The sequence below is a fragment of the Hymenobacter sp. YIM 151500-1 genome, from assembly GCF_025979885.1.
Classification (GTDB): domain Bacteria; phylum Bacteroidota; class Bacteroidia; order Cytophagales; family Hymenobacteraceae; genus Hymenobacter.
On sequence record NZ_CP110139.1, the window covers coordinates 1,524,219 to 1,538,942 of the forward strand.

General features: G+C 64.2%; 10 protein-coding genes and 3 tRNA genes. 6 read left to right on the forward strand and 7 right to left on the reverse strand.

Going from position 1 to position 14,724, the window contains the following annotated elements; translation table 11 throughout:
• Window positions 1-6: 6 nt before the first annotated feature.
• The 4 genes from OIS53_RS06330 to OIS53_RS06345 all read right to left on the reverse strand — a co-directional run bounded on the left by OIS53_RS06330 (window position 7) and on the right by OIS53_RS06345 (window position 6,023).
• Window positions 7-987 carry an FAD binding domain-containing protein gene (locus tag OIS53_RS06330; RefSeq protein WP_264681559.1) on the reverse strand — a complete coding sequence of 327 codons (981 nt, stop codon included), beginning with the start codon at window positions 985-987 and terminating at the stop codon, window positions 7-9.
• The gene (locus tag OIS53_RS06335; protein WP_264681560.1) at window positions 984-1,610 is read right to left on the reverse strand and encodes a (2Fe-2S)-binding protein; all 627 of its coding nucleotides are present in this window, start codon (window positions 1,608-1,610) and stop codon (window positions 984-986) included. The genes OIS53_RS06330 and OIS53_RS06335 overlap by 4 nt, the downstream gene beginning before the upstream one ends.
• A 495-nt stretch (window positions 1,611-2,105) precedes the next feature.
• Entirely contained in the window at window positions 2,106-2,504 is a 399-nt protein-coding gene (locus tag OIS53_RS06340; protein ID WP_264681561.1) for a cyclophilin-like fold protein, read from the reverse strand.
• Between the two features lie 567 nt (window positions 2,505-3,071).
• Window positions 3,072-6,023, reverse strand: a complete 2,952-nt coding sequence (locus tag OIS53_RS06345; protein WP_264681562.1) for a PAS domain-containing sensor histidine kinase — start codon at window positions 6,021-6,023, stop codon at window positions 3,072-3,074.
• A 280-nt stretch (window positions 6,024-6,303) separates the two neighbouring features.
• On the opposite strand from OIS53_RS06345, the gene OIS53_RS06350 reads away from it, so the two are divergent.
• Window positions 6,304-7,029 carry a GAF domain-containing protein gene (locus OIS53_RS06350; protein WP_264681563.1) on the forward strand — a complete coding sequence of 242 codons (726 nt, stop codon included), beginning with the start codon at window positions 6,304-6,306 and terminating at the stop codon, window positions 7,027-7,029.
• A gap of 360 nt (window positions 7,030-7,389) precedes the next feature.
• Here the strand turns inward: OIS53_RS06350 and OIS53_RS06355 are convergent.
• From OIS53_RS06355 to OIS53_RS06365, 3 genes are all read right to left on the reverse strand, one after another.
• Window positions 7,390-7,463: transfer RNA gene (locus tag OIS53_RS06355), tRNA-Arg, on the reverse strand.
• A gap of 50 nt (window positions 7,464-7,513) precedes the next feature.
• Window positions 7,514-7,590, reverse strand: a tRNA-Pro gene (locus tag OIS53_RS06360).
• A 92-nt stretch (window positions 7,591-7,682) separates the two neighbouring features.
• Window positions 7,683-7,770 (reverse strand) — tRNA-Ser (locus tag OIS53_RS06365).
• A 192-nt stretch (window positions 7,771-7,962) separates the two neighbouring features.
• Here OIS53_RS06365 and OIS53_RS06370 point away from each other — a divergent pair.
• The 5 genes from OIS53_RS06370 to OIS53_RS06390 all read left to right on the forward strand — a co-directional run bounded on the left by OIS53_RS06370 (window position 7,963) and on the right by OIS53_RS06390 (window position 14,698).
• The gene (locus tag OIS53_RS06370; RefSeq protein WP_264681564.1) at window positions 7,963-8,931 is read left to right on the forward strand and encodes a VWA domain-containing protein; all 969 of its coding nucleotides are present in this window, start codon (window positions 7,963-7,965) and stop codon (window positions 8,929-8,931) included.
• Complete coding sequence (locus OIS53_RS06375; protein WP_264681565.1) at window positions 8,928-9,893, forward strand: tetratricopeptide repeat protein; 966 nt, start codon at window positions 8,928-8,930, stop codon at window positions 9,891-9,893. Before OIS53_RS06370 ends, OIS53_RS06375 begins: the two co-directional genes overlap by 4 nt.
• 304 nt (window positions 9,894-10,197) lie before the next feature.
• On the forward strand, window positions 10,198-10,923 hold the full coding sequence (locus OIS53_RS06380; RefSeq protein ID WP_264681566.1) for a VOC family protein: 726 nt from the start codon (window positions 10,198-10,200) through the stop codon (window positions 10,921-10,923).
• Between the two features lie 49 nt (window positions 10,924-10,972).
• Window positions 10,973-12,154 (forward strand): acetyl-CoA C-acyltransferase, encoded by a 1,182-nt coding sequence (locus OIS53_RS06385; protein WP_264681567.1) that lies wholly within the window; start codon window positions 10,973-10,975, stop codon window positions 12,152-12,154.
• 150 nt (window positions 12,155-12,304) lie between these two features.
• Window positions 12,305-14,698, forward strand: a complete 2,394-nt coding sequence (locus OIS53_RS06390; protein ID WP_264681568.1) for a glycoside hydrolase family 3 C-terminal domain-containing protein — start codon at window positions 12,305-12,307, stop codon at window positions 14,696-14,698.
• Window positions 14,699-14,724 lie beyond the last annotated feature (26 nt).

A 14,724-nucleotide genomic window follows, 5' to 3' on the forward strand; every position in this document is an offset into this window, starting at 1 on the left:
AATGGATTAGGCGGCAGCCGCGGTGTTGAGGGCCTGCACCAGGGTATTGGGCGCCAGCCGGAGCTTGTATTCGTTGTGCTTGAAGGCGCGGGCGCCCTGCATGGCCACCGTGGCGGCCTGGCGGAAGGTTTCTTCGGTGGCGGGCTTGCCCACCAGCGCCTGCTCGGCAGCCAACAGGCGCCAGGGCTTGTGGGCCACGCCGCCCAGAGCCAGCCGCGCGGCCCGGATAGTAGTGCCATCGAGGTCCAGCGCCGCGGCAGCCGATACCAGGGCAAAGGCGTAGGAGGCCCGCTCCCGCACTTTGTAGTAGCTCACGTGCTTGGTAAAAGGCCCATCGGGCACGTGCACGGCCGTAATAAGCTCGCCGGGCTCCAGCGTCGTGTCCTTTTCGGGCGTGTCGCCGGGCAGGCGGTGCAGGTCGGCGAAGGGAATGCTGCGGTTGCCTTTCGGGCCGCTGACCTGCACCGTGGCATCTAGCGCCACCAGGGCCACGCTCATGTCGGAGGGGTGCACGGCAATGCACTTGTCGGAGAAGCCGAAAATGGCGTGCATCCGGTTGATGCCTTCCAGCGCCCCGCAGCCCGAGCCCGGCTCCCGCTTGTTGCAGGGCAGGGCCAGGTCGTAGAAATAGGGGCAGCGGGTGCGCTGCAGCAGGTTGCCACCGGTGGTGGCCATGTTGCGCAGCTGGGCCGAGGCCCCGGCGTTGATGGCCTGCACCAGCAGCGGCTGCCGCTCGCGCACCTGCCGGTCGTCGGCCACGGTGGCGTTTAGCGCCAGCGCCCCAATGCGCAGGCCGTTGTTGTCGTGCTCAATCTTGGTTAGCGGCAGGCGGTTGATGTCCACCAGCTTCTGCGGGGTCATCACGCCGCGCTTCATCAGGTCGACAAGGTTGGTGCCGCCGGCAATGAACGTGGCCGTGGGGTCGTTGGCCACGGCGTCGATGGCCGCCTGCGGCTTGGTGGGGCGGATGTACCGGAACGGGTTCATACTTTCTGTCCTCCGTTTTTCACTTCCTGAATAGCCGCCACAATGTTGGTGTAGGCTCCGCAGCGGCAGATGTTGCCGCTCATAAACTCCCGGATTTCCGCCTCCGAGCCCGCGTGACCTTCGCGCACGCAGGCCACGGCCGACATAATCTGGCCCGGCGTGCAGTAGCCGCACTGGAAGCCGTCGTGCTTGGCAAAGGCCTCCTGCATGGGGTGTAGCTTGTCGCCGTCGGCCAGGCCTTCGATGGTGGTAATTTCCCGCCCCTCGTGCATCACGGCAAAGCTCAGGCAACTGTTGACGCGCTGCCCGTCCACGTGCACGGTGCAGGCCCCGCACTGGCCGTAGTCGCAGCCTTTCTTGGTGCCAGTCAGGTGCAATTGTTCGCGCAGCAGGTCGAGCAGCGTCGTGCGGGGCTCCACCTTTAGCTTGTGTTTTACGCCGTTGACTTTCAAGCTCAGCGGAATTTTCTCGAAGGCCTCCGCCACCCGTTCGTCGAGCTGGGCAGCGGCGGCTTCCACGACGGGACCGGGCACGAGGGCCAGGGCCGTGAGCAGCGACGACTGTTTGAGAAAGGTGCGCCGGTTTTCGTCGTGGTTGGCCGGCAGTTCAGGCTCAGGATTCATAGCCATGAGGAAAAAAAGAAGTAAACAGAAGCTTGAACACGCCGGCCGCCAGGCCGTGGCCGCCAGCAAGACGGCCCCAATACGTAAGGCCGCTTTTCAGCCCGCGGTTGCAGTCAGGTTTGAGGCTTCCAACGAAGCCGGACCCTCCCCCACCGGAATGCTGGACCAGCGAGGGCGTGGTCGCCACCTTGTGTATAAGGTAGCCAGATCAATCACAACTCGGTGGCGCACATCTCCTTTGACCATGCGCTTATACGCAGGGCTACTATCTTGGATGTCAATCATCTCGATGTCCAAAACAATGGCACGCTCGGCGGCACGGGCCAGTGTTACGCTGTTGCGGCCCTGCCGCCGATGGTACAAGCGAAGTTCTTGCGGCGACGGGGCGAAAAACGACGCTATGCCTCGCGTCCGCACCTGGGCAGCGGCCTCCGGCAAGTAGACCGTGCTCCAACGCACGACGGCGCTGGTCAGCGGGTTCCGGCGTTTGCTTCGCTACTGTAGCTCAAAAGTCACCGTTACGTTCTTTGCTCCCAGGGCAGCCGCCAGTCCCGCCGGGTTATCAATTCGGCCCAGCCGGGTGTAGTGGTACCTTGTAGCAAAGGGCTGGTAGAACAGCACCAGCGTGGTTGAGCCGTAGAGCATCAAGTCGCCGGTCTGGATTGTGCCGGGGCTGGTGGCGTTGGTGGGCAGGCTTGCCGGGAGGTCGTAGTACTTCTCATTGCCGTTCAACTCGGTCATCGAAACGGTTAGCGGTAGCCGGGCCTTGAAGGCGGCTGCGGTAGGATTGTCGAGCAGAGTGGCGGTAAATGCTGTCGAACCAATCCGGATGCGGAGCCGATTACTTATCGTGCTGGCAGCGCCGGGTGCCGTGTTGGAGGTATTCTGAGCCATGGTATCATCCGTTTTACAAGTCCCATTATCGGCAAAAAGTAGCAGCAGGGCCAACAGAAGCAGCGGTGAGTGTTTCATACCCTTTGCCCGATAGTGTGAGAGTGTCAGGTGGAGTGGGCCCCGGCTCGAACTCGCCCCTCTACGCCGTTAACTAGCGGGTTGTCTTGCGGCGGCGAGTACACCTACACGGTGCCCGTGAGGCGCTGAGTTGGAGCTAGGTTTTCTTTCGGGAACATGACCTTTTGTACCGGGGCAGCGGTGGCCGATGCTTCTGGGCCAGGCTGCGCGTTTGGTGCGGCGGTTCGTTCGGGCCGGGCGGTGAGGTCCATATAGCGTCTCGGGGGCAGGTACTCAGCACACAGCATTCGGTGCATTCAGGGAGGTTTACGTACATTTTTCTGCGCGGGATGAGCCTGCTTCCGCCAGCCGAAGCGTAGCGGGGTGCGCCGGAACGAAGCCGCGCCGCTAGCCAGGCTCTGCCCCCTCGGCTATGCTCCCCTACCGCCACCTGAACCTGCCCGACGCATACAACTTCTCCGCTAGAATAGCCCCGGCCGCCCCCGGAGCCTACGGGACGGGGGAAGGCTGGCGGGGAAAGTACACGGCAAAGGTGGAGCCCTGGCCCAGCTGGCTCTGCACCGTGATGTGGCCCCCGGCGTTTTCAACCATGCGCTTAACCATGTAAAGGCCGATGCCAGTGCCCTCGACGTGAGTGTGCAGGCGCTGGAACAGCTGAAACAGTTGCTCCTGCCCGTGCGCCAGGTCCAGGCCCAGGCCGTTGTCCTGTACCTGCAGCACCTGGTAGCCCGCCTCGGCGCGGCAGCGGATGTGCACCCGCGGCACGCGGTCGGGGTGGCGGTACTTGAGGGCGTTGCTGAGCAGGTTGTACACGACCGAGCGCAGGTTCTTCTCCGAGAAGATCAGCCGGCAGTCGGCCGGCACGTCGACCTCGAGACGGGCCTGGGTGGCGAGCAGCAGGGGCGTCAGGTCGAGGCGGACTTCCTCGATGACGGCGGCCAGCGCCACCTGCGCCAGGGGCGGGTTGTACTCTTTCTGCAAACGCGAGACGTCAGTGAGGTGGGCAATGGTGCGCTTGAAGCGCTCCACCGCCTCCTGCATCAGCTGCAGCATCTGGGGCACGTCGCCCACGCGGCTGGCGGCGGGCAGCTCGTGCTGCAGGGCCAGCAGCAGGCCCTCGATGTTGGTGATGGGCGCCTTCAGATCGTGCGAGGCCGTGTAGATGAAGTTGTCCAGGTCCACGTTCGTGCGCTGCAGCTGGCGGTTCGCCTCCTGCAGCTCCTCATTGGTAGCGGTAAGCTCCTCGTTGATGGCCGCAAGCTCTTCGTTGAGGTCCTGCACCTGCCGGCGGGCGCGCACCTGCTCGGTTACCTCAAACACAAAGTTGACAATGGCGTTGACCTGGCCGTGCTCGTCGCGCCGGGCCTGGTAGACGAAGGTGAAGTAGCGGTCCTCCAGCTCGCCCTCGCCCTCGGCGCGGGCCACGGGAATGAGCAAGTCCTGCACCTGGTGGGTTTCCCCCGTCGCGTAGGCGTGGCGCAGCAGCGCTTCCACGTCCGTGCCGACCAGCTCGGGCAGGGCCTCGAACAGGGGCCGGCCCAGCAGCGCGCGGCCGGGCAGCAGACGCTGGTAGCTGGGGTTGATGAACTCATACACCAGGTTGGGGCCGGCGTGGATGCAAATGCCGGCCGGGGCCTGCTCGAACAGGGCGTAGAGCCTGCGCTGCTGGACCTCGCGCTCCTGCCGCGCCCGTACCTGCTCGGTCACGTCGTAGGCGAAGGTGGAGATGCCCACCGTCTGGCCGTTTTCCCGCAGGGCCTGGTAGGTGAAGCTAAAGTAGGTGGTGCGCTCGGGCGTGTCCGCCGCAGCCCCGAACACCAGCGGCACTTCCGTGCCGAAATACGTTACACCGGTTTCGTACACCTGGTCGAGTAAGGTTGCAAAGCCTTGCGCGGCCACTTCGGGCAGGGCCTCGGTCAGCGGGAGGCCCACCAGCGGGCGGTTGGCAAACAGCGTCCGGTAGGCGGCGTTGGCGTATTCGTAGCGGTGCGCGGGCCCGCGCTGAATGCAGATGGCGGCCGGAGTTTGCTCGAATACCTGGTAGAGCGTCTCGCGCTCCTGCACCCGGCGCTCGGCGGCGGCCGCCACTTCGGCTTGCAGGGCCTCAGCCTGCCGGCGGGCGTGCACCTGCTCGGTAACGTCGGCCACCACGGCAATTACGCCCGTCACCTGGCCTTGGGGATTGCGCCAGGGCTGGTACATAACGTTGGCATACACGGGTGCCCGCTGGCCGTGGCGCGTCAGGCGCGCCGATACTTCCTGAAGCCGCAGCGGCTCACCGGTCCGCAACACACGCGCCAGCAGTTCTTCAAAGCCACTGTCCCTGGTTTCGGGCACGGCCTCAAAAATGGGCTGGTTCAGTACCTGCGGGGCGGTTTTGTTCCAGAGGTCCAGCAGGCCTTGGTTGGCCAGCCGGACGACGTGGTCGGGGCCTTCTAGAATGGCAATGGCCACTGGTGCCTGCTCGAAGATGGTGCTCAACTCCGCCCATTGGCGCTCGGCGTCGCGCAGGGCCGCTTCGAGTTGCCGGGTGCGCTCCTGCACGCGGGCTTCCAGCTCCTGGTTAAGCTGCTCAAGCTGCTGGCGGGCCAGCACCTGCTCGGTTACGTCGTAGGCGAAGTTGAGCAGTCCGTCGATGCGGCCCTGGGCGTCGCGCAGGGCCTGGTAAAACACGTCGAAGTAGCGCACCTCCAGCTGCCCCGAGGAGGTGTAGTCCACCCGAGCCGGCATTTCACGGCCGTAAAACGGCTCTCCGGTTTGGTAAACGTGGTCGAACAGCTCAAAGAACTGCTGGCCCTCCAGCTCCGGCAGGGCTTCCCGCGCGGAGCGGCCGTGCAGCAGGCGCCCGGCAACCAGCTGCTCGAAACGGGGATTGATTAGCTCAAAAACGTGGTCGGGCCCGCGGTTGGTAGTAACCTGGGCGGGCAGCTGCATCAGCACCTGGTGCAGGCGCTGGCGCTCGGCTTCGGCCTCGGCGCGGGCTTGCTTTTCGCGGGCCTGGCTTTCGCGCAGGGCCTCTTCTACGGCCGTGCGGGGCTGGTCGCTGGTGTCGGTGAAGCTGACCAGCAGCAGCTCCCCGCTGCGCCGGGCCGCCAGGCGGAAGTAGTTGTCGAGGCCGTCGGCCTGGTAGTTCACCTCGTAGAGGCCAGTGGCGCCGCTCTGAAAGGTGCGGCGGTAGAAGTCGATTACGCCGCTGGCCGTCATTTCGGGGAAGCGGGTAAGGGCCGTGGTGCCGGGCTGCTCGGGCAGGCCGGCCATGCGCTGGGCGGCCGGGTTCAGGTAGTCGAGGTGAAAGTCCACAATCTCTCCGCCGTTGGCTCCGCCGTAGACGGGCCGCAACAGGTTAACCGCAGTAAGCGAAACCTCCAGCAGGTCGGGCAGCAGGCCGTCGGGGAAGGAATACGGGGGCGAAGCGGCGGGCGCGGGTGAAGCAGGAATCATGAGCAGGTAAGAAGAAACCGAGGCGCAGCAGGTATGGCCTGATGGCGCTTAGCTAAAGATGCAAGTAAAAGCGGACTTCGCTACCCCGTACTTGCCTGCTGGCGGGTGGTACTTTTCCGAGTGGCCACTTCAACCGGGCGGGTACTCCGGCCCGCCCCCCGGCTTGTATTTCGTTATGAGCGAACATCTACCCCGGCCAAGTGCCGCGGCCAGCCGAAAGTCGTAGACAGCAACCAGGCCGCATTGTGAATCGTTTGGATTGCTTTGTACTTTAGACTCCATGACGTTATCCGAGGCGCTGATTCCGCCCAATGACCCGCAACGCTTGCAAGCCCTGGCCCCCTATCTGGTGCTGGGGAGTGCCCCGGATGCTGTATTCGACGAAGTTGTGCGCCTGACGGCAAAGCTTTTCCAGGTGCCCATTGCCCTGGTGTCTTTGGTGGAGGAAGGCAGCGTGTGGTTTAAAGCCAATTTTGGCCTGGCCGGTGAGGAGCGGGTGCCCCGCAGCCAGAGCCTGTGTTCCGTGGCCATTCTGCGGGAGGAAACCACCGTGTTTGAGGACTTGCTGCGCGAACCTTGCCAGCTCACCGAGCCGGGCGCCGTCGAAGCGTTGCGCCTGCGCTTTTACGCGGCCCACCCATTGCGCACCGCGGCCGGGCAGGCCATTGGCTCGTTGTGCGTGATGGACCGCCAGCCGCGCACGCTCTCGGCAGCGGAGCAGGCCCGGTTGCAGGCCCTGGCCGCCGTGGTCATGAAGCTGCTCGACCTGCGCCTGTTGCTCCGCCACCAGGCCGTGCCCAGCAGCGCCCTCTGGCTGCAACTGTACCACCACCTGGACCAGTCGCTGACCCGCCTCGATACGCTGGCCGAACTCGCCCGGTGGGAAGACTCCCCCACGACGCCCGCGGCCCGGCAGTACCAACAGTCGCTGGACGAAGAGGCGGAACTCGTCACCCAGTCTCTGCACCGGCAAATCGACGCCGCCCTGACCACGTTGGCGCAGTAGCTTGCCGGCTTGGGCCCGGTAAGCGCCAGACGGGGCGCCTGCCTGTCAGCCCCGTTGTTTTCTGTTCTGCCTCTGATGATGCCCCACTTCACCGAGAAAGAGCACAAGCCGCCCATGGAGCAGCCGTAGCCGGTGATACCGCTACATACCAGCAGGACTAGCCAGCCGGGTAAGGCGCCCGGTTAGCTGGCCGCGCTGCTGTCAGCTGCGGGGGTGCGGTGGCGGGCTGCGCAGGCTCTGAAGCGGAATGCCGGGGCTCGGCATTGAGAGCTGAAAGCTAAACCAAAGGTATAGGTTGGAAGTCAGCCCCGCCAACAAAAAAGCCACTCAGCGAATAGGCTAAGTGGCTGATTTTCACCGTGGCCCCGATTGGATTCGAACCAATGACCGGCTGCTTAGAAGGCAGCTGCTCTATCCAGCTGAGCTACGGGGTCAGAAAAACAAAAGCCGCCCACCCAACGGCGGGCAAACGGCTTTTACAAGATGGTCGGGGTGGCAGGATTCGAACCTGCGGCCTCCTGCTCCCAAAGCAGGCGCGATACCGGGCTACGCTACACCCCGAAAATACTTGGGCGAGGTAAAAGTTGAGGAGTTAAAGAGCGGATAGCATCACTCTCTAACTCCTCAACTTTCAACCTTCAGAACGAAAAGTGCGGAGAGGGGGGGATTCGAACCCCCGGTAAACTTTAGGTCTACGGCAGTTTAGCAAACTACTGGTTTAAGCCACTCACCCACCTCTCCAAGTGGGATGCTCTTCCGGCTGAAGAGTGCGCAAATATACGACTAGAACGGAGAAACAAACTTTCTTAGAAAAAAATATCTGCCATCTTGCCGAACCGCCGTTCCCAGCCGGCCGGAGCGGAGGCCGTATCTTTGGCCCCCGCTCCGGCGTTGTCCTTTTGTTTTTGCCGTGAAAAATAAGCTGTTACCTGCGTGCTAAACTGGGCCTACTTGCCGGGCTGGCCCGAGGGGCTGGCGGCGGCGCTTTTTTTCCTGCTGTACCTGGGCTACGCCCTGCGCACGCGCCGACTGGCGGCGCCCCTGAGCCAGCGCGGCTGGCGCTTGGGCTGGAAACTCGGGTTGCGGCTCATCTACTTCAGCCTGCTGGTAGTGGCCCTGTTGGGCCCAGCCTATGGCCTTACCCAGCGCCCGGTGCGCACGGCCGGCAAAGACGTGTGGCTGCTCGTGGACCTTTCGCGCTCCATGAACGCGGCCGATGTGCTGCCCTCCCGCCTGCAAAAAGTAAAAGCCGAACTGGCCGGACTGGTCGAGCGGTTTCAGGCCGACCGGCTAGGGTTGATTGTGTTTGCGGGCGAGGCCTTCGTGCAGTGCCCCCTGACCTACGACCAAGCGGCGCTGCACCTGTTTCTGCGGACCCTGGCTACCTCGCTGGTGCCGCCGGGCTCTACGGACCTGGTGCCACCGCTGGAGTTGGTGCTGTCTCGCCTGAGCGCGGCGCCAGCCGCTTCGCGGGCTACGGCCGTAGTGCTGGTGACCGACGGCGAAGATTTCGGCGACAACCTGGAGCCCACGGTGCGCATTCTGGCCCGCTCCGGGGCGCGGGTGTTTACCATGGGCGTGGGCACGATGGAGGGGGCCCGGATTCCGCAAACCGGCGGGCGCGGCTACCTGCGCGACGCCCGGGGGCGGGAGGCCGTGAGCCGGCTGGTACCAGGGCCGCTGCGCCGATTGGCGGAACAAACCGGCGGCCAATATTTTGAACTCACCGACCAGCGCAACGAGTTTCCGCTGCTCGTAAACGCCCTGAACCGCTTGGAAGGCCAAGCCGAACAAGTGCGCACCGTGTCGGTGGCCGACAACCGCTACCGTTACCCGCTGGCGCTGGCGCTGGCCTTGCTGGCCTTGGATGTGTTGCTCACCATCAACGTTATCAGGCCGTGAAGAGTACGCTGCTAGCCGGAGTGCTGTTGCTGAGCCTGTGGGGCGGGCTGACCCGTATCCAGAGCCGCAACAGTGCCGTGCAGCGCGGCGCCGAGGCCTATGCGCGTCAGGACTTCGCGGCAGCAGCCCAGGCCTACCGCGAAGCGGCGGTGGACTTGCAGGACCCGGACGAGTCGGTGTGGCTGAACCTGGCCCACGCCACGCTGCGGGCGGGCCGCCCCGCCGAGGCGCGCACCTATTACGGCCGCCTGGTAAGCAGCCGCAACCGGCCGCTGCGCAGCGTAGCCCTGCAACAGCTCGGGCTGCTGGCCGCCGACAAAGGCGACTACGCCCAAGCCATCAGCCAGCTCCGGCAGGCGCTGCTGGCCAACCCGGCCAACGCCGACGCCCGCTACAACTACGAGGTGCTGCGTGAGTTTCTGGCGCGCCGGGCCGCCGACCCGCAGGTTCCGCCCCCCGGCACCGACGGCGGCCCCTCCCCTACCGACCCGTCGCAACGGCAGCCGCAGGAGCGGGCCGGCACCGACCGGTCGGGCCAGCTCGACGACCCCAGCCGCTCCCAGCGCCAAGAGGAGGCACAAGCTCAGGCCTCCCCCAACGGGCAGCGCAACCCCAACCAGCCCGGTGCTGGCACTGGCGACGGGCCCGGCGGGTTCCGGCCCGGCCAAGGGGCGCAGCGCAACGTGGCCCAGGGCAGCACGCCCGGCTCGGTGCGGGGCCTGAGCACCCAGGCCGAAGGCCCCGAGGCACCCAGCGGCACCAGCCGCCGCGGCGGCACCGACCTAGCCGCCCCCAACGAAGCCAATCTGCAAACCCAGCGGGCCCGCCTCCAGCAAATGAACCTCAGCCCCGGCCAGGCCCGCCAGATTCTGGAGTCGCTCAATGCCGCCGAGCAGCAATACCTGCAACAACTCCCCCGCCAAGGCTCCCGCAAGTCCGAGGCAGGTAAGCCCGGCTGGTGAGGCAGGCGTAGGCGTGTCATTCCGAGCAGAGCGAGGAATCTGACTGTTGTAGGCAGAAGTCACTCCTCTTGTTTCAGGTAGTGGGTGCCTGTCGAACCACTGGAAGGCCTAGCCAAGTGCTGAGGTTGCAACAGTAATGTCCTGCTCCATCTGGCGTCCGCTTGCCGAAGCATCTTTACCGCTTCATCAGGACTGTTCAACGAAGCGGTAGAGATGCTTCGGCTGCGCGGACGCCAGATGGAACAGGACGGGCAAACGCTATGTGTGACAAGAATATGTGTGACAAGAAGATACTACAGCGCCTTTGCTTTCACTTCGTCTTTTCACGCTCAAGCTGATGCGCATTCTGGAAGTTGACTTGCTTACGCCCGACTTAGCAGCCACGGCCCGGTTCTACAGTGAGGTGCTGGCCCTGCCAGTAGCGGCAAATGAGGGGTCGGTAGCGGTGATGGTGGGCTACTCCCGGCTGCGGTTTCGAGCGGCGGCTCCGGGAGCGGCTCCTTTCTACCACGTGGCTTTTGCGTTGGATTTCAACCACCTGCTGGCGGCGCACGAGTGGCTGGCGGCCCGGGTGCCGCTGCTGCCGGGGCCGGCGGGCGGTACGCTGGTTGATTTTCCGAACTGGAATGCCCAATCCTTCTACTTCCACGATGCCACCGGCAACATTCTGGAGTGCATTGCCCGCCGCGGCAGCTTGCCTTCTTCGGCCGGCTCTGGCTTGGCTGGTATGCTGCGGGGTGTGAGCGAGGTGGGCGCGGCCGTGCCCGACGTGCCGGCGGCGGCCGAGCTGCTGCACCGCACCGGCGGCGTGCCCTACTACCCGCCCGGTCCGCGCCTGCCCCACTTCACCCCGCTCGGCGACGACCACGGACTGTTCATTTTGTCGGCGGTAGGGCGGGGCTGGATGCCCACCGGGCGGCCCGCTGAACAACACGTCCTGCGCGCGGTAGTAGAGCAAAGCGGGCAGCAGTTGGCGGTGCAATTTTCGGGGCAGGGTAGCCTGCCTACGGTAACGGCCCTCCCTGCCTAATTTCTTACCTTTACTTCGCAAATCTCACTCAACCCACCCACTTGTTTTTATGCAAATCAAAGAAGTTGTCATTGTAGCGGCGGTGCGCACGCCCATCGGTTCGTTTGGCGGGGCGCTGGCGTCGTTGTCGGCTACGGAGCTGGGCGCCATTGCGCTAAAGGGTGCCCTGGATAAAGCCGGCGTGGCGGGCGAGGAAGTGGATCAGGTGATTATGGGCAACGTTATTTCGGCCAACCTGGGCCAGGCCCCGGCCCGCCAGGCCGCCAAGAAAGCCGGCCTGCCCGATACCGTGGAGTGCACCACCGTCAATAAAGTGTGTGCTTCGGGCACCAAGGCCATCATGTTCGGCGCCCAGGCCATCATGCTGGGGCAGTCGGAAGTGGTGCTGGCCGGGGGCATGGAGAGCATGAGCAACGTGCCCTACTACCTCGACAAAGCCCGCTTCGGCGCCAAATACGGCCACGGCCAGATGATAGATGGCCTGATGAAGGACGGCCTCTGGGACCCTTACCACGACTTCGCCATGGGCGTAGCCGCCGACCGCACCGCCACGCACTACGGCATCACCCGCGAGGAGCAGGACGCCTTTGCCCAGCAGAGCTACGAGCGGAGCGCCGCCGCCGCCAAAGCCGGCAAAAAGAAAGACGAAATCGTACCCGTAACCATTTCGGTGCGCGGCAAGGAAGTGGTAGTGGAGGACGATGAGGAGTACACCAAGGCCGACTTCGCCAAGTTTGCCAGCCTGAAGCCGGCCTTCAGCAAGGATGGGACCGTGACGGCTGCCAACGCCTCTACCCTCAACGACGGCGCCGCGGCCGTGCTGCTCATGAGCCGCGAGAAAGCCGAGGAGCTGGGCGTGCAGCCCCTGGCCCGCATCCGCGGCTTCGCTGATGCCGAGCAGGCGCCGGAGTGGTTTACCACCTCCCCCGCCCTGGCCATTCCGAAGGCCCTGAAGCACGCCGGCGTGCACGAGTCGGAAGTGGATTTCTACGAAATCAACGAAGCATTTTCGGTGGTGTCGTTGGCCAACAACAAGCTGCTGAACCTGGAAGGCACCAAGGTAAACCCCTACGGCGGGGCCGTGAGCCTGGGCCACCCGCTGGGCGCTTCTGGGGCGCGCATCATTACCACGCTGGTGAATGTGCTGCACAATGAAGGCGGCAAAATCGGGGTGGCTGGCATCTGCAACGGCGGGGGCGGCGCCAGCTCCATCGTGGTGGAGAAGCTGTAGGCCGCTGCTTGGCCTGAGCTGCCGCTACGTGAGCCGTAGGTTGTAGAACGTTCTGCTTTATTCAACGTTCTACAACCTACGGCTCACTTTCGTTTAGGGAGAAGCTGCTCGTACGCTGGTTGGTTTTGTGCTGTCTTATACGTGCTGCTCATGTCTACTCCGGTTTCAACTCCCCTGCCGCTGCGTTGCACGGCTATTTTGGTAACCCTGCTGAGCGGCAGCCTCCTGGCCCAGGCCCAAACCGCCACCGTCCCCCAACTGGGCAAAGCCAGCATCAAGGAGGTGCTGGCGGCCCTCACGCCCGAAGAGAAAGTGAAGCTGGTGGTGGGCATGGGCTTCTATCCTTCGGGCTTCCCGGCCGGTATGCTGCCCCCAGGTGACCCCGGCGACGATAAAGTGCCCGAAAAAGTACCGGGCGCGGCCGGGCGCACCCACGCCATTCCGCGGCTGGGCATTCCTTCCCTAACCCTAGCCGATGGCCCGGCCGGTGTGCGCATCGACCCCATTCGCAACGGCGACAGCACCAAAACCTACTATGCCACGGCTTTTCCGGTGGCCACGCTGCTGGCCTCCAGCTGGGATACGGCGCTGGTGCGCACCGTGGGGCAAGCGTTTGGCCGGGAGGTGCGCGCCTACGGCATTGACGTGCTGCTGGCTCCCGGCATGAACATTCACCGCAACCCGCTGGGGGGCCGCAACTTCGAGTATTACTCCGAAGACCCCGTAGTGACGGGCAACCTGGTGGCAGCCTTCGTCAACGGCGTCGAATCGAACGGCGTGGGGACTTCTATCAAGCACTTTGCGGTTAATAATCAGGAGTTTAACCGTATGAAGCTAAACTCGCAGGTAAGTGAGCGGGCCCTGCGGGAAATCTACCTGAAAGGCTTCGAGCTGGCCGTGAAGAAGGCCCAGCCCTGGACGGTGATGTCGTCCTATAACAAAGTCAACGGCACGTACACCTCCGAAAGCCCCGACTTGCTCACAACCCTGCTGCGGCAGGAATGGGGATTTGCGGGACTAGTGATGACCGATTGGTACGGCGGCCTGAACGCCGCTGCTCAACTGAAAGCCGGCAACGACCTGCTGATGCCGGGCACTGCCGCCCAAACCCAAGCCTTGCTGGCCGCCCTGCGCAACGGCCAGCTCACCACGGCTCAGCTCGACGCCAACGTGACGCGCGTGCTGGAGCTGGTGTTGAAGTCGCCGACCTTCAGAAACCTAACGGCCTCCAGCTCACCCCCGCTGCAAGCCAATGCAGCAGTGGCGCGGCGCGGCGCCGCGGAAAGCATGGTGCTGCTGCGCAACCAAGCCCAAACGCTGCCTCTGAAAGCGGGTCGTACGGTGGCCTTGTTCGGCAATACCTCTTATAATCTCATTGCCGGCGGCACGGGCAGCGGCGACGTAAACCGGGCCTACACCGTCTCGCCGGCCCAGGGCTTGGCGGCGGCTGGGTTCACGGTACACGCGCCGCTAAGCCAGGCGTACAGCCAGTATCTACGGGCCGAAAAAGCCAAGCTGCCCAAAACGAAAGGTCTGCTAGACCCGGCCCCGGTTATTGCTGAAATGCCCCTGGAAGCGGCCCAAGTGCCGCTCTACGCCCAGGCGGCCGATGTGGCCGTGGTGACGCTGGGCCGGAGCGCGGGTGAGGGCGGCGACCGGCAAGTGGCCAACGACTTCACACTCACGGCCGCCGAGCAGACTTTGCTGAAGCAGGTAGCCACGGCTTTTCACGCCCAGGGCAAGAAGGTGGTCGTGGTGCTCAACGTGGGCGGCGTGATGGAAGTGGCTAGCTGGCGCGACCAAGCCGATGCTATTCTGCTGGCCTGGCAGCCCGGCCAGGAGGGCGGCCATGCGTTGGCCGATGTGCTCAGCGGCCAGGTAAACCCCTCGGGCAAGCTGGCTACCACCTTTCCCGTAGCCTATACCGATGTGCCCTACAGCGCCGATTTTCCGGGGCGGGTAAAGTCAGGAGCGGCTCCACCGGCCAGCTCTTTCCAGGGCCAAGATGCCGAAAACACGTATCAGGAGGGGGTATACGTCGGCTACCGATATTTCACCACTTTTCAGGTGCGGCCCGCCTACGAGTTTGGACACGGCCTGAGCTACACTTCCTTTACCTATAGCCCTTTACAACTCAGCAAGCCTACTGCCAGTGGCCAGCTTACCGCCACGCTCACCGTAACCAACACGGGCCGGGTAGCAGGTCGGGAGGTAGTGCAGTTGTACGTCGGTGCACCAGCCGAGCGGCTGACCAAGCCCGTGCGTGAGTTGAAAGCATTTGCCAAAACGGGCGTGCTGGCTCCCGGCAAGTCCCAAACGCTGACGTTCCGGCTCACGGCCGCCGACTTGGCTTCGTATCATACGGGCCCGGCGGCTTGGGTAGCGGAGGCCGGCACCTATACGGTGCAGGCCGGGGCTTCTTCGCTCGACATCAAACAGCGGGCTTCCTTTCAGCTTCCTAAGGAAATAGTTAGCGAAAAAAGCCGGCCGCTTTTGGTGCCACAAAGTGCCATTGCTGAGCTGCCAGCGCCCCGCGCTAAGTAATATTTCTCGCCGTGTTTCGCAGAGGA

What these genes read in the sequence shown, in the direction of transcription:
- OIS53_RS06330 (WP_264681559.1), bottom strand. Translation starts at nt 987, where the DNA reads ATGAACCCGTTCCGGTACATCCGCCCCACCAAGCCGCAGGCGGCCATC.
- OIS53_RS06335 (WP_264681560.1), bottom strand. Translation starts at nt 1,610, where the DNA reads ATGAATCCTGAGCCTGAACTGCCGGCCAACCACGACGAAAACCGGCGC.
- OIS53_RS06340 (WP_264681561.1), bottom strand. Translation starts at nt 2,504, where the DNA reads ATGGCTCAGAATACCTCCAACACGGCACCCGGCGCTGCCAGCACGATA.
- OIS53_RS06345 (WP_264681562.1), bottom strand. Translation starts at nt 6,023, where the DNA reads ATGATTCCTGCTTCACCCGCGCCCGCCGCTTCGCCCCCGTATTCCTTC.
- OIS53_RS06350 (WP_264681563.1), top strand. Translation starts at nt 6,304, where the DNA reads ATGACGTTATCCGAGGCGCTGATTCCGCCCAATGACCCGCAACGCTTG.
- OIS53_RS06385 (WP_264681567.1), top strand. Translation starts at nt 10,973, where the DNA reads ATGCAAATCAAAGAAGTTGTCATTGTAGCGGCGGTGCGCACGCCCATC.
- OIS53_RS06390 (WP_264681568.1), top strand. Translation starts at nt 12,305, where the DNA reads ATGTCTACTCCGGTTTCAACTCCCCTGCCGCTGCGTTGCACGGCTATT.